At 47.6% G+C, this 18,406-nt stretch carries 22 protein-coding genes; 10 read left to right on the forward strand and 12 right to left on the reverse strand.

What is annotated here, in order from left to right:
• Positions 1 to 156 precede the first annotated feature (156 nt).
• The 5 genes from CFE23_RS11610 to CFE23_RS11630 all read left to right on the forward strand — a co-directional run bounded on the left by CFE23_RS11610 (position 157) and on the right by CFE23_RS11630 (position 2,980).
• Positions 157 to 885 (forward strand): DUF3667 domain-containing protein, encoded by a 729-nt coding sequence (locus CFE23_RS11610; protein ID WP_291088190.1) that lies wholly within the window; start codon positions 157 to 159, stop codon positions 883 to 885.
• Between the two features lie 18 nt (positions 886 to 903).
• Positions 904 to 1,152, forward strand: a complete 249-nt coding sequence (locus CFE23_RS11615; RefSeq protein ID WP_291088193.1) for a hypothetical protein — start codon at positions 904 to 906, stop codon at positions 1,150 to 1,152.
• A gap of 345 nt (positions 1,153 to 1,497) precedes the next feature.
• Positions 1,498 to 1,869: a VOC family protein gene (locus tag CFE23_RS11620; protein ID WP_291088195.1), complete on the forward strand. Its 372-nt coding sequence runs from the start codon at positions 1,498 to 1,500 to the stop codon at positions 1,867 to 1,869.
• A gap of 81 nt (positions 1,870 to 1,950) precedes the next feature.
• Positions 1,951 to 2,370, forward strand: a complete 420-nt coding sequence (locus CFE23_RS11625; protein WP_291088197.1) for a thioredoxin family protein — start codon at positions 1,951 to 1,953, stop codon at positions 2,368 to 2,370.
• Positions 2,371 to 2,548: 178 nt separating this feature from the next.
• Entirely contained in the window at positions 2,549 to 2,980 is a 432-nt protein-coding gene (locus tag CFE23_RS11630) for a hypothetical protein (protein ID WP_291088198.1), read from the forward strand.
• A gap of 13 nt (positions 2,981 to 2,993) precedes the next feature.
• On the opposite strand, the gene CFE23_RS11635 is transcribed toward CFE23_RS11630, so the two are convergent.
• From CFE23_RS11635 to CFE23_RS11650, 4 genes are all read right to left on the reverse strand, one after another.
• A complete protein-coding gene (locus CFE23_RS11635; protein WP_291088199.1) occupies positions 2,994 to 3,281 on the reverse strand; it encodes a hypothetical protein in 288 nt (95 codons plus the stop codon).
• A gap of 98 nt (positions 3,282 to 3,379) precedes the next feature.
• The gene (locus CFE23_RS11640) at positions 3,380 to 3,859 is read right to left on the reverse strand and encodes a hypothetical protein (protein ID WP_291088200.1); all 480 of its coding nucleotides are present in this window, start codon (positions 3,857 to 3,859) and stop codon (positions 3,380 to 3,382) included.
• 69 nt (positions 3,860 to 3,928) lie between these two features.
• Positions 3,929 to 4,258, reverse strand: coding sequence for a SemiSWEET transporter (locus CFE23_RS11645; protein WP_291088201.1), 330 nt, complete (start codon positions 4,256 to 4,258; stop codon positions 3,929 to 3,931).
• 42 nt (positions 4,259 to 4,300) lie between these two features.
• Positions 4,301 to 4,486, reverse strand: coding sequence for a DUF3606 domain-containing protein (locus tag CFE23_RS11650; RefSeq protein ID WP_291088202.1), 186 nt, complete (start codon positions 4,484 to 4,486; stop codon positions 4,301 to 4,303).
• 230 nt (positions 4,487 to 4,716) lie between these two features.
• Here CFE23_RS11650 and CFE23_RS11655 point away from each other — a divergent pair, with 230 nt between their 5' ends.
• The 4 genes from CFE23_RS11655 (at position 4,717) to CFE23_RS11670 (ending at position 8,765) form a co-directional block, all read left to right on the forward strand.
• Positions 4,717 to 5,418, forward strand: coding sequence for a YetF domain-containing protein (locus tag CFE23_RS11655; protein WP_291088204.1), 702 nt, complete (start codon positions 4,717 to 4,719; stop codon positions 5,416 to 5,418).
• 238 nt (positions 5,419 to 5,656) lie between these two features.
• The gene (locus tag CFE23_RS11660; RefSeq protein WP_291088206.1) at positions 5,657 to 7,627 is read left to right on the forward strand and encodes a fibronectin type III domain-containing protein; all 1,971 of its coding nucleotides are present in this window, start codon (positions 5,657 to 5,659) and stop codon (positions 7,625 to 7,627) included.
• Between the two features lie 227 nt (positions 7,628 to 7,854).
• A complete protein-coding gene (locus CFE23_RS11665; RefSeq protein ID WP_291088209.1) occupies positions 7,855 to 8,193 on the forward strand; it encodes a hypothetical protein in 339 nt (112 codons plus the stop codon).
• A 143-nt stretch (positions 8,194 to 8,336) separates the two neighbouring features.
• Positions 8,337 to 8,765, forward strand: a complete 429-nt coding sequence (locus CFE23_RS11670) for a response regulator (protein ID WP_291088211.1) — start codon at positions 8,337 to 8,339, stop codon at positions 8,763 to 8,765.
• Here CFE23_RS11670 and CFE23_RS11675 read toward each other — a convergent pair whose 3' ends face one another.
• The 6 genes from CFE23_RS11675 to CFE23_RS11700 all read right to left on the reverse strand — a co-directional run bounded on the left by CFE23_RS11675 (position 8,766) and on the right by CFE23_RS11700 (position 15,889).
• Complete coding sequence (locus CFE23_RS11675; RefSeq protein WP_291088213.1) at positions 8,766 to 10,334, reverse strand: PAS domain-containing sensor histidine kinase; 1,569 nt, start codon at positions 10,332 to 10,334, stop codon at positions 8,766 to 8,768. It lies immediately after the preceding gene.
• 204 nt (positions 10,335 to 10,538) lie between these two features.
• Positions 10,539 to 12,710 (reverse strand): T9SS type A sorting domain-containing protein, encoded by a 2,172-nt coding sequence (locus CFE23_RS11680; RefSeq protein WP_291088215.1) that lies wholly within the window; start codon positions 12,708 to 12,710, stop codon positions 10,539 to 10,541.
• A gap of 225 nt (positions 12,711 to 12,935) precedes the next feature.
• The gene (locus tag CFE23_RS11685) at positions 12,936 to 13,616 is read right to left on the reverse strand and encodes a type II CAAX endopeptidase family protein (RefSeq protein WP_291088217.1); all 681 of its coding nucleotides are present in this window, start codon (positions 13,614 to 13,616) and stop codon (positions 12,936 to 12,938) included.
• 110 nt (positions 13,617 to 13,726) lie between these two features.
• Complete coding sequence (locus CFE23_RS11690; RefSeq protein WP_291088284.1) at positions 13,727 to 15,268, reverse strand: cryptochrome/photolyase family protein; 1,542 nt, start codon at positions 15,266 to 15,268, stop codon at positions 13,727 to 13,729.
• Positions 15,258 to 15,404: a DUF2256 domain-containing protein gene (locus CFE23_RS11695; RefSeq protein WP_291088286.1), complete on the reverse strand. Its 147-nt coding sequence runs from the start codon at positions 15,402 to 15,404 to the stop codon at positions 15,258 to 15,260. Before CFE23_RS11695 ends, CFE23_RS11690 begins: the two co-directional genes overlap by 11 nt.
• Positions 15,405 to 15,499: 95 nt before the next feature.
• A complete protein-coding gene (locus tag CFE23_RS11700; protein WP_291088219.1) occupies positions 15,500 to 15,889 on the reverse strand; it encodes a hypothetical protein in 390 nt (129 codons plus the stop codon).
• Positions 15,890 to 16,018: 129 nt separating this feature from the next.
• Between CFE23_RS11700 and CFE23_RS11705 the strand changes: the two genes are divergently transcribed.
• Positions 16,019 to 16,459 carry a hypothetical protein gene (locus CFE23_RS11705; RefSeq protein ID WP_291088221.1) on the forward strand — a complete coding sequence of 147 codons (441 nt, stop codon included), beginning with the start codon at positions 16,019 to 16,021 and terminating at the stop codon, positions 16,457 to 16,459.
• Positions 16,460 to 16,477: 18 nt separating this feature from the next.
• Here CFE23_RS11705 and CFE23_RS11710 read toward each other — a convergent pair whose 3' ends face one another.
• Both CFE23_RS11710 and CFE23_RS11715 read right to left on the reverse strand, forming a co-directional pair.
• Complete coding sequence (locus tag CFE23_RS11710) at positions 16,478 to 16,963, reverse strand: SLATT domain-containing protein (protein ID WP_291088223.1); 486 nt, start codon at positions 16,961 to 16,963, stop codon at positions 16,478 to 16,480.
• 72 nt (positions 16,964 to 17,035) lie between these two features.
• Positions 17,036 to 18,247, reverse strand: coding sequence for a patatin-like phospholipase family protein (locus CFE23_RS11715; RefSeq protein ID WP_291088225.1), 1,212 nt, complete (start codon positions 18,245 to 18,247; stop codon positions 17,036 to 17,038).
• Between the last annotated feature and the right edge of the window lie 159 nt (positions 18,248 to 18,406).

The following is an 18,406-nucleotide window of genomic DNA, read 5'->3' on the forward strand; positions in this document are numbered from 1 at the left end:
ATTACTCATTGTGATTGAAAATAATTCACTACGCCGTCAGCCGTACGTTTATTTTTGTATTTTCGTTTTGTAGGAAAAAAATATTCGCTGCCTTCAATGTCCGCTGCAGGCTCCCGCTTTTTTCTGCATAATCTTCCTTCTGAAACCCTAGCCAGTATGACAAACTGTAAAAAATGTGCCAGCGAGATTGATCATAATTTTTGTGGCCAATGCGGGCATCCCGCGCAATTAAAAAGCATTGACCACCACTATGTTTCCCACGAGCTGTTGCACCTGCTTCATTTTGAAAAAGGATTCCTGTTTAACGCAAAAGAGTTGTTCCTTAGGCCCGGCAACAGCATCCGGATGTTTATTAAAGAAGACAGGACCAAACACATGAAACCCATCGCGTTCCTGATCTTCTGCGCCCTTTTATACACGTTTGTGTACAATTACTTTAAGCCGGCCGGCAGCGCTCATGCTGCTGAAACAACTGAAACACAATCTACTGTCGCTGTGATGCAGCATTGGGTAACAACCCATTTTGGTTACGCTTATGTGCTGATTAGTGTTTTCCTTGCTTTTTGGACCAAGGTGTTTTTCCGGAAGCAGGGTTATAATTTTTACGAAATCATAACGCTTTTGTGCTTCATCCTCGGCCAGGGGTTGTTGCTGACTATGGTCGTGTTGCCTTTTGTCGGTATACTAAACAATTATGTTTTCGCCGCAATTGCGATTTCGACTACGATGATTTATCCTACCTTCGCCATAGGGCAGTTTTTCGGAAGCCGTAAAGCCATCAATTATGTCAAGGCAGCCGTCGTGTTTTTACTCGGAAACCTATCGTTCTATTTGACTGTGCTGCTGATTGGTACGGCCATAGACTATGCGAAATCAATTTTATAAAAATTTAAAATTACTACAGTGAAAGAAAAACAATTTAGTGAGATGAGTGATGCAGAATTACTCAAAAACAAAAAAATGATGACCATAATGATTGCTGTATTGATTGGCGCAATCGTCCTGGGACTGGCTTCCGGAACCTATCTTGCTTTTCAGGGCGAGTTTACATTCTCAAACGTGATCCCAATCGTGATGATTCCGATGGCCATTCTACAAAACCGCAACCTGAAAGAAATCAAAAAGGAAATGGAGCGGCGAAATTTGCAGTAAAAAAAATACTTCATACCATTGGTGTCCTCCAATGCGCTTTACGATGAAGATTAACGTATTGTTCTTTTTGTTTGCTCCCATTTTTTTCAAACATATCGATGAATAAAATCCGCATTGGCGATGCAGACTGGATGCGGTGATTATTGCGGATCGGGATTACCTGGATGCGATTTGGGGACCAGAGAAAAAAATTGATCTCACTACAAAAAGATCAAATAGCCGGGGATATTGTACAGCGAAGCGCTGCCCCGTTAAAAAGTGTTTGCATACCTGCCTTTTTTGGCTTACATTAGCTCATATGCCACAAAGCACTCCGATTATTACGTGGCCTAAAATCCAAAATATATGCAATTAGGCGCTTTTTCCATCAGCCTGTCCGTCAGTGACATTCAGGCATCAAAAGAATTTTATGAGAACCTGGGATTTTCGGTCTTCGCCGGAGGCATGGATCAGAATTATCTCATCATGAAAAATGGCAATGCGCTGATTGGCTTGTTCGAGGGCATGTTCGAAGGCAATATCCTGACCTTTAATCCGGGTTGGGATGAGAATGCCCAAAATATTGAGACTTTTGACGACGTACGCGAAATCCAGAAACAACTCAAAACGAAAGGGATTGGACTGGAGAATGAAGCCGACGAAAATACATCCGGCCCATCCAGTTTTATGATTACCGACCCCGATGGAAACATTATCCTGATTGACCAACACCGCTAATTGCCGGTACCGTCCTGAATCCAAATCTTTAAACGCTGCCCGTCTTTAGAATAACGATGAACACTGCTTAAAAATTCCGACATGAAAAAATTGATATGCTTCGTAGCCTTCATGCTGCCTTTCTTAGTGGGTTTTAAGGGTGAAGTTACGCGCGCAAAGGGCATTGAATTTTACAAGGGCTCGTTCGCTGAGGCCCTAAAAGCATCTAAAGAAACAGGAAAGCCCATATTTATCGATGTATTCGCCACGTGGTGCGGCCCCTGCAGGCAACTTAAGAAAAGCTTCCGTGACGACGCAGTAGGAACGTATTACAACAAGAACTTTATCTGCTTCAGCGTGGATGGCGAAACGGCGGAAGGGCGCGTGATCCGTGGTGCTTACAATATCAGCTCCTACCCCACCTTACTCATTGTTAATCAGGATGGAAAACAACTGGCGCGTACCGAGGGATATATGAAACCATACATCTTAATCAACTTCGGAAGGCGCGTAATTCCCTAAACCAAACCCTTTGATTCAATAAACATCAAAAAATATAACGCTGTACATCTGCCATGTCATGCGATTTTACATTTTTAAACATTTCCTAAAGTATCTATAAATTACGCCAGGGCCGGCCACTTTAAAGAATCTTTCCCGCTATATTTACCGTAATTACTAATATAAAACCCCAAATTAGATGAAGTCATTTCTATTATCGCTCGTATTGTGCTGCAGTTGTTTCTGCTTTGGACAGACAGCAAAAGATTCGATTAAACTGGCTAAAAACACCCAAAAGGCTCAGGAATTGACCGCAAAACTTGTAGAACAACGAACCGAACTTGCCGAACTTGAAGCCAAACTCATTCCGATTCAGGAAGAAGCCAGGGAGAAGATTGAAAAGGCCAAAGCTTCAAGTTCCGATAACAAACGGGCAGCGTCCAAGCTGGAAAGCGATCTTGACAGCCGTAAGAAGGCACGGCGGGCGCGGAATGCAGGCGACCAGGCCGCAGATGATGCGAAACAGGCGCGTAAAGCTTCTGACCGTTTGGAAGATACCGAAAAGGACATTAAAAAACTGAAGTCGCGAATCAAGTCCAATGAGAAAAAACTGGAGAAGCTCGTGCAATAATCAGTTGAAGCCCCTAGACGTGCGCAAAGTTTATCGCGGCGATGGCGGCACAGCTTAGTAATCCGACGATCAAAAGATTGAATATGGTTTTGTGCTTTTGCACGGAAATAACCGCGCCGTTGAAAGCCAGGCATACGATAACAACCAGAAACAACTGAATCATCTGGATCAGTCCATTTCCATTTTCAAGAATGGCCATCGCGGCGATACCTCCTGCACAGCTTTGCACCAAAATACCAAGTGCACAACTTCCTAAAAATCCCTGTTCAAATTTGCTAAAAACATTTTCATATGTGCTCATAACCTGCTGATTTAAAATTTATACCGCAAAGCTACTGAGACAGTTTCAGGCTAAAAATGACCATAATCATTTTCGCCTCAGGTAAAAATGCATAATCGTTATTTAGGCTTTCTGTAAAAAGGGAGTAAGGCCTGCAGTTTCGCCTGGAGTCTTAGCAACGCCGGATTATCAGATGAGTCGAGGCTGTCGCCTACAAAAAACATATTGTCATTGTAAACAAATTCCTGTTCCGTGCTGTTATCCGGCGACTTGTAATGTCCCACGTCTTCGCCTTTGAAAAAAACAATGATATATATATCCTGCATGACAACATCCACCTGTTTCATTGGGGCGCGCATGCACACATCGTAAAAGGTAGAATCGGTGGTGTACCGCACCGTTACCGACAACATGCTGTCCTGGCTAATTTCAAAAGGCTTCTCGACGGTCATCCTGTCCGAAAATGCCCAGTGAATCGTAGTCGCATCTTTTAAAATGGCGTTCAATTCCTCGACAAAGTCTTTCTTCGCTCTCTCAAACGTCTGTGCTTCGGCCAGTAACGGAAGCAACAGCATAATCAGTAAGATTTTTTTGATCATTGGTTGTTGGTTCTAAACAGAACGGCTGAACCAGGAGTTAATTGCCCTGGGCCCAATTCGCCAATGGATTTAGGATCGTTCGGCTTCAGAGTCATTTTTTTGCAGTGCCTCAGGCAATACATTGTCATGAATTTTTGTAATCTTGCTGTCGCTGATGTAATACAGGATCAGAATGATGGAACTTATAATCGACGAAATACCATTCGCAGCAATCAACGGCCAGTCACCTCTGAAAAGCCCATAGGCCGTCCAAAGCAGCGTTCCTGCCAACAGCACGAAATAAGTTGCAGGCGAGACGCCTTTGGTGGTTTTATCCCTGATGATCTTGTATGTCTGTGGTACATTGGCCACCGTAGTGAGTGTTGCAGCAATAATTCCGATATAGTCTGATAATTCCATGTTTGTGAAAGTCTGTTCCGGCAGCATGTCGTGCCCATCAAGTTATTTTTTCAGGTAGGCAGCAATTGCAGTAACAAGATTCGTATCTGTATTGGCAACCGCTTCTTTCAATTCAGCTTCTGTGATATTCCAATGTTCAAGCCAATGCGCCACCTCTGCCCTATTATCCAGATTCACCGCGATGACGTCACGGAATCCTGTTTTTTGATTTTTTTCGTCGCTGTCCATTTCCTTTTAATTTAGTTTTTTAAAGGTACAGCGACTCAGACAACTTTTATTACAAGATTACGATCATTTATTTATAAAATGATCACATTTGCGCATAGTAAAATGGACTTTTCTGATCTTAAAATACTGACCATTAGACAAATAAATTTCTGATACTTCCAGCCAACTGTGTACCGTCCGACCCATACCCTATTGCCAAAAGTCCAAAAATCCATACCTTGTTTTAAAAAATGATTACATTAACTGTTATTGACTGGAAACAGGTTTTATTGGGCGAAGAACCGCTGGATTTCCTTATTGAAGTCGCGCTTCGTACCACAATCATGTACATCGGCATACTGCTGGCTCTGAAAGCACTGGGCAAAAGGGGCGTGAAGCAGTTGTCGATTTTTGAATTGGTGATTATCATCGGTTTTGGATCTGCCGCAGGCGATCCGATGTTCTATAAGGATGTTGGCATACTGAATGCGATTGTGGTGTTCCTTGTTGTAATCCTGCTCTACAAAGCAACGACCTACCTCGTCACCCGGAGCGAAAGAATCGACAGGATCATTGAAGGGGAACCAATTTGCCTCGTATGGCAAGGGACTTTCTCCATTGCCAATTTCGACAAGGAAACATTAGGCTATGACGAGTTCTTTTCAGAAATGCGGCAGCAGAGTGTATCCCATCTTGGACAAATTGAGCAGGCGATCATAGAAGTCTCGGGGAATATCAGCCTATTTTATTATGAAGATAAAGACGTGAAATACGGGCTACCGATTTTACCAAAATTGTATGCTGAACGCTATGTTCAAATCCTGACTCAAGGCATTTACTCCTGCAGTTTTTGCGGGCATACGCAGGAAATCCAACCCACGGACAAGCACCTTTGTCCTACCTGTAACAAACAGGAATGGGTGACATCCATCAACAGGCCGCGCATCACATAGTGTCGTGCGGACCGGACGCCACGTAGGCATTGTGATCAATCCATACATTCTCGAATGTATGTAGAGAGGCTACAACATATAAATGTAATCCTGTAAAATCCCACATGATATACGCCATAGATTTGCACCCGTAGACTACTACCGCTCCATGCGCAGCGAAAGACAATGTATTTGGGCATTGGCTATCTCCAGGATGTGCGTAAGAACAGTATTGGACTACATAAAAAAAAAATCTACTATGAAAATTAAATTACTACACAAAAGCCTTTGGGGCTTTATGGCTTTCTCATGCCTTTATGCGACGGCTTCGGAGACGAACATGACTCCCACTTACCTGAATCACAAAATCGTTAATGAGGCGCCTGTTGCGGTAGAAGCGACAAACGTCATGAACACTACCTTCGGGGCACAGTGGACCGCAGTCGCCGGAGCAACGGCTTACCGACTGGACGTAAGCGCAACACCTTTCGGTCAGTCTCCAAATGAGACCTACCTGTTTGAAAACCTGCCCGTCGGCAATGTTACTTATTATACCGTAACAGGGCTAGCGCCAGCGACACCGTATTATTATCGGGTACGGGCTGTTGATGACGAGGGCGTGTCGGCCAACTCAAACATTGTGGGGGTAATCACCACCGATTTTACCATTTGGAATGGTTCAGAGTGGTCTGACCGTGTACCGACAGCCGGCATTAACGCCATCATTAACGGACTGTATGACAATGGCTCGCAAGGTTCTTTTACAGCGAAAAACCTGACTGTCAACAACGGTGGCAGCGTCGTTGTGCGTACTGGCACCAATATGACCGTAGTGAATTCGGTAATAAATAATAGTACGCCCAACGCATTCATTGTGGAGAACAACGCAAACCTGTTGCAACTGGCTGCTGTGAATACGAACTCCGGCGAGATTATCGTGAAGCGCAATGCAGCGATGCGCAGACTTGATTATGTGTACTGGTCGTCTCCTGTTGTTGGACAGAATCTTGGATTATTTTCACCGGAAACCCTGTCAAACCGTTTCTTTGTCATCGATGAAGCCGCGAACAACTTTGCAGCGGTTAATCCCGCCCTGAACGATTTTACGCCAGCCAAAGGGTTTATGATTCGTGCTCCCAATAACTTCCCGGATATGCCACAAACGTTTTACGGCTCTTTCGAAGGTTCGCCGAACAATGGCACGGTTACCATTCCGCTGACATTTAACGGACAAGGCTATAACCTCATTGGAAATCCGTATCCTTCCACCATAAATGCGTCAGCATTCCTGCGCCAAAATCCTGAGATCAATACGTTATACTTCTGGACGCACACCGCACAGGGCTCTGAACGGGGAGCCAATTATGCCACGGTGAATGCGACCGGCGGTACCTCATCGTCGATGACAAACCCAGTCAGCGAAACACCAAATGGCACCATCCAGGTCGGGCAGGGATTTGTAGCGAAAGTGAGTGCACCCGTAACGGCGGTTTTCGCAAACACCATAAGGATAGCCAACAACCAAAACCAGTTCTTCAGGACCGAAACTGCCGAGCAAAACAGGGTATGGCTTAACCTATTGGACGAGAATAACATGTACAGCCAGGCACTTATCGGTTATGTGAGTGATGCGACGGATGGCGAAGACAGTCAATTTGACGGCACTGTGATCGACGCGTCAGGCACACAGCTGTATACCACAATTGGTAATGAAACACCTTATGCCATTCAGGGTAAAGCGTTGCCCTTTCATCAAACCGATATGGTAGCCGTAGGGCTTATGACGGATCAGGTCGGCAGTTACACCATTGCATTGGATCACTTTGACGGTATTTTCGCTGAAGGCCAGGACATTTTCCTGAAAGACAACGAAACAAACGTCGTTACGAATATGAAAACGGACAGCTATACCTTCATTTCGGCGATTGGAAATTTCCCCAGCCGATTTTCTATACAATATATGAACAGCACGTTAGGCACAACAATTACCGAAGAAGTTAGCAATGATGTCATTGTATTTGCCAAAGATTCCGCAATCGAAATCTTATCAGCGGTACAGCCTATCGTGAAATTGGCAGTATTCGACCTGAGCGGACGATTGCTGTACAGCGATAACGACGTCAATAGCAAAACACTTGCTTTGAAAATACTGTCTCCATCTCAAAGCTTGTTACTGTTTCAAATTACAGATGCCAACGGTACCACAGTAACCAAAAAGCTGTTGTTCTGATGCCGGTAGGCTTGATAACTTCACCAAACTGCAGTCGGACGGCTGCAGTTTTTTTTTAATCCCGCCGCGCCTAAAATGAAGCATCACGCTCTAATCGACTGAAAATCAAATAAAAATTCGCTAACCTTTTTCAAATAACCGCACCCACGATGATGATTATCCGCAAAAATATCCTAAATTGCTTCATCTACCAGTTCTTGACCTGCTTTTCCCCTAAAAAGCAGACTATGAAGACAACATTCCTTATATTATGGCTGGCTTCGGCAACGGGCTTTGCACAGCACCGCTATAGCGAAACGAAAATTTCGCAATTGATCCGCCCGGAATACAATACCTCTTCACACCTGATTGTGACCGTCGTGTTGGCGAAAGAACCTGAAAACGATCAATGGACGCCGATCTTTGAGCACAAGGTGCTCGTCAAACGTTTTAAGGATTCCTCTGAAAAAAAGTTGCAGGAATATGCCCTGGCCGAAGCGGCAGGAAAGAAAATCGTTGAAGAGGAAGAACAGGAATTCCGAAACCGGCAAATGCCGGTACCTGTTACGGAGATTAACGAGCGTTGAACACCAAAGGGCTTACTGCAAGCCGGTTCTTCCCAACATCTGACCAGTAAATACCGATAAACAATCGTTAATTTTTTTTTCAAAATTAGATTTTTATCAATTACTTTTGGAAACGTTATAAATGTTTTCAAACAAACCCTCCCATGAGCAATTCCCCGATTCTCTTTTACATTGATGATGATGCGGACGATCTGTTTTTATTTGCTGAAGCCGCTGCAGAGTTGGGCATCGCAGCCCACGTGTTCAGCGATCCTGCGGCGTTATTCCAAACGCTGAACAACCCGCCGCCGGTACCGTCAATCGTTTTTGCTGACCTGAATATGCCTTTGAAATCAGGGCATGCTATCATTTCAGACATGAGGTCGTCGTCTTCGTTGAGCAGGATTCCTGTTGTGGTACTTTCTACGGCCAACGATTCGCACAATCGTGAGAAAAGCCGCGACCTGGGCGCCAATTATTACATCTGTAAACCGACGAGTTATGATAAGCTCAAGGATGCCATTGCATTTTCAGTGGGGATTGACTGGAACACATTTAATGCTTCGGGACAGGCATTCGTGCACAAAAGCTGATTATTCCAAAGGAAGCAGGATGTCAAATGACGTTCCTTTGCCAGGTTCACTAATAGCGGTGATCTTACCACGGTGATTCTCGACGATTCTTTTGCATAAAGCGAGACCAATCCCTGTGCCATGCTTTTTGTCATGTAACCTGTGAAACATCCTGAAAATCTTATCGGCGTGCTCCTGCTTAAACCCGGTTCCATTGTCAGTGACTCTGATGTGCACCAGTTTAGCGGAGTCGATGTCATCAATTTGCTGTACCCTAATGTCAATTTGTGGCGTCCCATCGCAAAATTTTATCGCGTTACTGATCAGGTTTGTGAAAAGCTGGTGCATTTGTATTGGTATCGCGAAAATCACAGGCAGGCGATCACGTAATATACGACCATTGCGTTCTTCGAGCAATAATTCGAAATCCACTTCAATGTTACGGATGACGTCATTCAGGTCCACGAAAGCCTTTAGATTGTCTGATACGGGCGTTTGTGAGTATTCCAACACTGCCTTGATCAGGTGAGACATCCTTTCCGTGGAATTATTTATCTTCTGCAGGTAGGTTTCAGCGGCGGCCCTGTTGCCCATATTGCGCTGCAACAAGTCACTGAACAACAGTATTTTTCGCAAGGGTTCCTGCAGGTCATGGGACGCGGCGTGTGCATAGTCCTCAAGTTGTTTATTCTTCTGCAGGATCAGGTCTTCTGCTTCTTTTTTGTGGGTGAGGTCACGCGTTACTTTTGAAAACCCAACGACGCTTCCGGCATCATCGTGCAGCGCGGTAATGACGACACTGCCCCAAAACCGCGTACCATTTTTCCGAAGACGCCAGCCTTCATGGTTCGCTTTGTTGTGCAGCCGTGCCTGTTCCAGCAAATGTTCCGGCAGTTGTTTCTCGCGGTCTTCAGGCAGATAGAACGCCCGGAAACTCTTCCCTATAATTTCATTCTCAGCGTAACCTTTGATGTTTTCGGCACCTTTATTCCAGTTTTGTATCAATCCGTTGCTGTCCAGCAGTATGATGGCATAATCTTCCACTTCGGCAATCATGCGGTGGTAGCGCTGTTCGCTGTGGTACAATCTTTCATTCTGCAGCTGCAACTCGGCGGCATATCGCTGCAGGTTTTCTTCTGCGTTGCGCCTTTCGGTCAAATCCCGTGTGATTTTCGAAAAACCGATGATGGCATTGTCTGTGTCATGGAGTGCCGTGATTACGATCGATCCCCAGAATTTGGTCCCGTCCCGCTTTACGCGCCATCCTTCATGGCTTGCCTTACCCGCCCGGGCCGCTTCAGAAATCAATCGTTGTGGCAGTCCGTCAGCGATGTCCGACGCCTGATAAAAGATGCTGAAATTGCGTCCCATTATCTCCTCTTCTGCATATCCCTTGATCTTTGCAGCACCGGGATTCCAGTTCAGGATATTGCCATCGACGTCAAGAAGCAACAGTGCATAATCAGTAGCCTCTTCAACCATCCGCTGGTAGTAAACCCGCATGGCCGCTTCGCTTTTCTGCACGACCACGGCAGGGGCTTGAGGTAGTCTGTCATCGCCTGTTTCGGCTTTGTCTGGATGGTGTTGCATTTGATGGGTATCGTTAAAGGTAAAGTTAGCCTTTTACCATGAATAATTCCGGATTACCGCCGATTGTTTTCCGGTGCTGTTGACCGAGCCTGAAAAAGCGGAAAAATCCCGCAGGATAACATCTAAGATAAAGGCATAAAAAAACCGGGGAATTCCCCGGTTTCTATATGTTGCAAAAGCAACTATGCTAAGCAAAAATTCGCTTTATTCCTTAATGACTTTCTTATTGACTACGCCGTAATCAGTAGTAATCGTGAAAAGGTAGATTCCTGCCTGCACATTGGAAAGGTCAATCTGTGCTTCGCCGGTTTGCGATGCTGCGGAGTGGATTAACCTGCCATTAATATCCGATACGGTAATCTTTGCCGCTACACCATTGGTGCTTACATTGACCAGGTTGCGGGTAGGGTTTGGATAAATGCTAAGGTTGTTCAAAGCGGCTGTGTTTGTACCAAGAGTAACCGAAAGCACAGCGCTATTTGTAAACGCGGTACTGCAGGTTCCGTTGGTCATAAACGCCCTGACCATCAGTCCGCTAATGCCTGTCGTTACGACTGTCCCGTCAATCGTAAGTGTATTGGTATCGGTACCGCTGATGCCATCTCCTTCCGGAATGTCGATCCAATTTGCACCACCGTCAATACTGCCCTGCCATTGGTAAGTCGCTGCATTGTCTGCTATCACTGAAAAGGATGCTGTTGTGCCTTCCACCAGGTTTTGGTCGGCAGGCTGATCCAGAATGTTCACCGGAAGCAATATCGTTAACTCCAATATTTCTGTATGGCAACCGTTGGTTACGTCATACGATCCTGATTCAGTATAGGTGAAACCATTTACAGCCCACGTATAACTGTCACACGCTTCCACTACAGCGGTATTGCTGGTTGAAGGGGTAATGGTCAATTCCAATATTTCAGTATGGCAACCATTGGTTACATCATATGATCCTGATTCGGTGTAAGTGAAACCATTCACAGGCCACGTATAACTGTCACAGGCTTCCACTACAGCCGTATTGCTGGTTGAAGGTGTAACTGTTAAATTTAATGTTTCGGTATGGCAGCCGTTTACGACATTGTACGTTCCGGACGCGGTGTATGTGGTCGCATTTTCATCCCAGGTGTAGGAGTCGCAGGCTGATATCGTGGTTACATTTGAGGTAATTGGCGTAACGGTAACCGATACCGGCACCCTGTCGCTGGAACAAAGTCCCTGAGATTGGGATACATAATACGTCTGGGTTACCAGGACTGTGTCTGGCGTCAAGGCTGCTGCGCTTGCTATGGCATCAAACCATTCGATATTGGTTCCTGTCCCGTCAAGATCGGCCACTGTAGCACCTTCACAAAACGATTGTGTAGCAGCTGCTATAGGATCCGGTAGCGAACACGAAAAGCTCGGCCTGATCATATAGGGCTTAGCGAAAGCAGCGCCGAACTGCTCGTTGGGCGCCCAAGTCCCAAACGGATTTGATGGCCAGTTCACGTACGTTGAACCAGCAGTAAAAATGGTATTGGTGAGACCAACCTGTATGGTTTGTCCATATTCCTGAGCACAGACAACGATGACGTCGCCCGCGTTAAATTCCAATGGTGTAGCCAATGCAAAATCATGCCATCCCGCCGGGTCCAGGCTCGGGATCATGATTGAAGGCAATGTCTGCAGCAGTTGCGGTACACCACCAACCAGCTTGAAAACAGCACATCCCATCTCCACCGCTACGCCCTGGTTGTTGGCAACGGTAAAAATACTTACGGAGGACAGCGTAGTGTCGCTGCTCAGCGCAAAAGACTGTCCAAGATAACCTCCATCTCCGGCACCAATACCAAGCGCTCCGCCGACTACATCATTGTCCCTGGCCATCTCTGACGCAGTGAATTGTACGGTGTACGTGACGTCAGCCGTGCTGGCTACATCTGAAGTACCATCTACCAGGATGTCATACGTATAGGTGTAAACCCCGGGAGCGGCTGGTGTATATGAAGGCGTAACAGCCAATACTGCTGAAGTAGTTCCTGCAGTCACCAATGTTGGCGCACTGCTAGCCGTAGCGACTACTGCCATGGTAGGATCCATCACACGAAGGCGAACCACCCCGGTAAAATCGTCGCCGCCGGTGTTCACAATCGCAGCACCATATCCGGCCTGAGCCGCTTGCCCTAGCGGCACACGAGTATATTCAGATTTCACCGCCTGCCCTACTGTGGCTGCGATGGAAGCACTTACGCGCGCGAAGGACGGTGTGGCGGTGGGCGTTTGTTGCAGTGCCGCACTGTGCCGCGTCGCGTGAACGCCGGAAAGCGTGTTTATTGGCGCCTGCTGTCCGTGGACCGCCGCCGCCAAAAGAAAAGAAAACAGAAGTAATGATTTCCGCATTGTATAATTGTTTAATGGTTACGTTTCGTACGAAATAACCTTCCATGGCGCGTTGGGAGATACGTGTGACGAACACAGGCTGCGTCAATCCAGTGAAAGAAATTTCGCAACGAATTTAGCACATTAAGAACAAATTACACAATATAAAACCGATTGTTTTTAATATAGATTACCGGGTTAAAAAACGGTATAATGAAAGCGTTTTGCCCGTACGATACGAAGAAACTATCGCCCCGCCTGCGTGCACATGATGATAAAATCCCAAAGGAAATGACAGCATATCAGCACCTTAAGGTTTCGAAACTTCGAGTAATATACCGCGAATACCAACCCGATAAGGAATGGCCCCGCCACGTTTAAAAATGTCCCATAACCAATGTGCAATACACCAAATACCGCAGACGATACCACAATCGCCGCAACAGGGCTCTTAAAAAGCACTTCCATCCTGGGCTGCATGTAACCGCGAAAGATGAATTCCTCGACGACGCCTGCGGTTAGCGCAATGAATACCAGCAAGAACTGATGGTTGCCCAGCATTTTCATCAGCATCAACATCTTTTCACTTCGGGTATTCACGCCCGACAGCTTCGCGACCAATCCGAGCATGATAATCAAGACAAGCAAAATGAACAGGACTACGGCAATCGACCCCACGTATCCCAAAAACGATAGCCGACGCTCTTTCCAAAACAGCAACGGTTGCCGTTCGATCTTTACAGCATACCACCACAATAAAGCCAATGCCCCCCAGATCAATCCCCGCGAAAGCCAAAGTACCGGCGGGCCCATCTTATCGAAGCCTAACCATTGCAGTACGGGCGTTGTACCCAGCAGCGAAATTAGTATCAGCAAAAAAACGATGCCGAACATCCCAAAAAGCGTGTGGCGTGTCTTAATCTCCATGTGTTTTATATTATTGGTTACAGTCACCAAAGCCAGATATCGGTGTACCGATTTACTCCGCTTTGCGAAGATACTGAAAATGTCAGTAACGCTTGCGCAACCCAGCCTAGCTACAACTTGTCGATGTTCGTCAGGTAAAATGTAGCCTGTTCAAGCAGTGCCGCCTTATCCTCCTGCTTCATCCTGTCCCAGAGCTTGTATACCATCCCAATCCTCGGGCTGCGTTCCAGCTTGTCGCGGTGCCTGTCATAAAAGTTCCAGTACAGGCTGTTAAATGGGCACGCCTTATCGCCTGTTTTTTTTGCCTTATTGTAATAGCAAGTCCCGCAGTAGTGGCTCATCCGGTCGATATATGCTGCGGAACTCACATAGGGCTTGGTCCCGACGATGCCGCCATCGGCAAACTGGCTCATCCCGCGCGTGTTCGTGATTTCCACCCATTCCAGCGCATCGATATAAATCCCGAGGTACCAGCCGTCGACTGCATCAGGGGCTACGCCCGCCAGCAATGCAAAGTTCCCGGTAACCATCAACCGCTGGATGTGGTGCGCATACGCCCACTGCAACGACTGACCGATGCTGTCGCGCAGGCAGTGCATCTTCGTTTTGCCCGTCCAGTACCATTCCGGTAAGGGTGCCTGGTGGTCCAGGAAATTCAAGGTGCCGAATTCCGGCATCTTCATCCAGTAAATGCCGCGCATGTATTCGCGCCACCCGATAATCTGCCGGACAAATCCTTCGAGCTGGTGGTAGGCGATTGCATCTGGGTTTGCCTGCCAGGCGGCCACCGCGGCGTCAATGACTTCAGCAGGCGCCAGCATCTTCGTATTCATCGAAAACGACAACCGCGAATGGTACAGCGACCATTGTTGCGGCACCATCGCGTCCTGGTACGAACCAAACAGCGGCAGGCACGCTTCAACGAAAAAATCCAACAGTTGCAGCGACTGTTCCCTATTGACCGGCCACACAAAATGCCGGGCGTCGATGGTACCAATGGTGTTGATGTCTGTTGCGTTCACAGCCGATAAAATAGGAGAAACGTCATTATCAAACACCAGCGGCGGCGTCACGCGGTGTTCGCGGGGCAGTTTCTTGCGGTTGTCCTCGTCATAGTTCCATTGGCCTGTAAGCAGTTGGCCACAGTCCATCAGCACCCCGTGTTTCCGGCGCATCTCACGGTAGAACGACTCCATCAGCAGCGTTTTCTTTCCCGCGAAGAAATCGGCGAGCGTTTCACGTCTGGTATAGAAATGCTCCGTCTCCACGGCCTGCCAGGCGATCGGCAGTGCCGCGCAAAAATCCTTCAGTATCACATCGACACGGTATTCATCAGGATATTGGTATTCAAATTGGGTATACGTTTCTGCGTCGAGCAATTGCTGCAGATTTGCAGGTATGGATTGCCGGTTTGCCGGATCATCGAGTGAAAAATACACGACGTGATGTCCTGCTGCGGACAACGATTCCGAAAACCCGCGCATCGCGACAAAGAAACCCACGACTTTCTGGATGTGGTGCAGGGCATAATCGGTTTCGGTGCGGACTTCCATCATCACATAGGTGACGGAATCGTCCACAGCATCAAACCAGGAATGGCGGCTGTTGAGCTGATCGCCCAGGACCAGGCGCAGGGTACGGCTAACTTTCATGTTTTCGGTTGCGGCAGCGGTCGCTGCAGTATTTGACTTCGTCCCAGACCTTCTCCCATTTCTTACGCCATGAGAACGGACGTCCGCAAACGGGACAGGTTTTGGTGGGCAGGTTTTGTTTCTTGACGTGGCGCATGAAGTGATGGTCGGGGTTGGCATTCAAAGTGAGTCATCACCCGCGTCACAAATATAACTAAAAACATAGGATTGCAGTAGCGTCTTACACTATAGCTACCCTATAATACGCAGCGTACTGTAATTGTATGCCGGCAGTTCGCCAGGCCCCTCGCGACGCAGGTTGTCCGGCTGCGCAAACCCGGCATAGGGCAGCAAGGCCAGCGCGATCTCCAGCACACCCATCACATTCAGGTTTGGCGAGGCACTCAATGACGTCGGACCCTGTGCATATTCTGAGTCGAGTGCCATGATCGATACTTTGAGCAGGTCGACCACCTGGTAACCAATCTCGTTGTGCCCGCGTGTACCGGCAACTGCGGTGTACAGCGTCTCCTTCGGGTCCGCCGGTTTTAGCGTGGACAGCTGCTGTTCGAGTGGTAGCTGCAGCGCGTGGTTTTGCAAATCGTCGATCGTGTTTTCGTCTGGTTTCTTATTGTCATTCATGTTGTCGTGGCTTGAAAATTGTCCTTAATCCATAATTCTGTGTATATTCGCGGGTGGCACCCTATACCACAGACACAAATATAGTACAAAAATGTAGATTAATTGTTAAAGTGTAGATTTTAAATAACCATGGAGACACCGAATGAACGCCTTAGGCAGCGCATCGAGAAAGACGGGGGTACCTTAAAGGAATGGTGCCAAAAATACCACGTCGATTACAAGACCATCCAGCTCATGACATCGGGTGTCAGGCCCGTCACACAAAAGAAATTGATGCCGCTCGAAGAAAGTGTGCCGGACTTTGATGCGTTCCACATCCTGCACGGCGTCAAAAGGTACAAAACCGACGACCAGGCCGAAGAAAATGTAGTCCTGGAGCCCGGCAGGCTGCACGATCCGTTCGAGGGCATGCTGCTGCAATACCTGCAGAGCGAACCAGTTAAAAGGGAAATCACTAAAATCGTCGCAGCGCAGTTGCAGGCCAAACCGGCCCGTGGCGCACAAAGTGATGCATTGCTCAACAGGATCCGGCAACTCATAAGGGAGGAACTGGACCGCAACGGGCGCTAAGTGGCTCAACACAACACACTACTCCCCTGACCGCACCTCGTTATAAAACGACGACATCAAGCCGCATACCGACTCAAATTCCTTAAAAACGGCATCGAATGCCGCACCGTCTACGGCGCCATCGGCATTCGGGACGAGCATACTGAGTTTCGCCTCTACTAATTCCAGCTTGCTGATCGACACGCCATACATAATCCAGAACGGTTTGTAATCAAAGAATTTATCGAGGGCGGTAAGCGCCGTCGCGAGGGTACTCAGCACCAGCGCGATGTTTATCAGCCCATCCTTGATGTTTTCGTCCTTGGTTCCGATCTTCCAGCCAATCAGCACCGTGGTTCCAAACGAGAACAGGATCAGCAGTACCTGTACGATGATGGCTCCGATTTTGTTCTTCCTGCGCTTGCGGCGGAATTTTTTGATCTTTTCTGAAATGAGGGTTTTGAAGGCGTCGAGCTGCGCTTTGGGGATCAACGCAGGTGTGGTGTTCTTTTCTGTGTCGGCCATAATAATCCGTTTTTAAAGGGTTTTGTATTGTTTTTGGTAGGAAGGAAATGCGTTTGCAACAACTGCACCTACTTATATCCGCATCCACGCGTCATAAGCCTCCTGGTACGTCTGATGCCCTATCGTCGATATGATTTCATTCTGCCGCGTCACCATGAATTCAATCGTCTGGTTCTTGATCTGCCCGGCCTTCCATTGGGCGTAGCACTCCCCTACCTTTGCAATCTCCGCGTCCAGCGTCAGGTTCATATCCATCTTATACAGCGTCGAAACCAGATTTGCGGTGGCTTCCGGTGCGGCCGCATCCACATGCAACAGCGGCGACAGGCGGATGAACCGGCTCGTGTGTGCTTCGTGGTCGCCCGTGGTGTACGCTTCACCATACAGGAACATGTAGGCGACATAATTCGACCAATCCGGCGGTTCATACAAAATCGTCTTCGCCTGGTTCAGGATCGAAGCCTTGAAGAACTTCAGCGGGTATTTCAGCCGCCACACCAGGTATTTTTTGTGCCGTTCCTTGATCGCGATCTGCTTGACCTTGTAAAATTCGTCTTTGTCCTCCATCGACATCAATTTGTTTGACGTGCCCAGCGATACGACAACGATATCCTTTTTGGGTACGCCGCATTTAACCGCTTCGATAATCCCCGCGGCAATCGGGTTGTTGAACCCGCCGAGTGCGCCGTCCCAGAGCTCGAAGTAAACACCCGAATTTTTCGCCTTGAACCGTGCCGGGAAGTCAAAGTACTGTATCGGTGCATTCGACGAGCCGTGTATCGCCTGCGTGAGCCGCACACTATCATAATGTGCGCCGGAGCCAAACGACTTGAAAAACTTGGCGCGGTTGTTCAACGCGTCATATGTGGCGACGATGATCTTGAGGTCTTTTTTGCCGATGAATTCGGGCAGGTCCGTCATTTGCCGCTTGTCTGACTGTTTAAACAGTTCTCGGAACGCTTCGCCCTTACGCTTGGCGCTGTACTTTGGGCCGAACGACGTAAACAACCCCAGGATGTCGGTTGGAAAAAACCGTTCGCGGTACGAATTCCGCGAGAAGATCCTTTCGCGGGTTTCCCGTTTGTGGAACAGTTCGAGCGCTTTATCGATGGTCCAGTCTTCGACGAGGGCGGCAAGCACGATACTGCCGCCGGAATTCGCGATGACCATGTCAAAGTCCTGGAGAATCTCATGACCGCGTTTTCCCGGGTAGCGGTCCTGCAGTGTGAGCAGCTGGATCAGTGACCAGCTCCCGCCGCCGTCTAACGATAATATTTTGTACATAAAACGGGATTTGTGGTTGTGTGTTCCAAACTTAAGGAATCGGTATCACATACAAAATACCCTGCGTAGGGTATTTATGGGCGGTGTTGGCACCCCAGTCGCGGGTACAATTCACAACAATTTCTTAATGGATATCGTCCGATATGAAAAATCATTAAA

It is taken from the genome of Flavobacterium sp. BFFFF1 (assembly GCF_002256285.1).
Taxonomy (GTDB): Bacteria; Bacteroidota; Bacteroidia; order Flavobacteriales; family Flavobacteriaceae; genus Flavobacterium.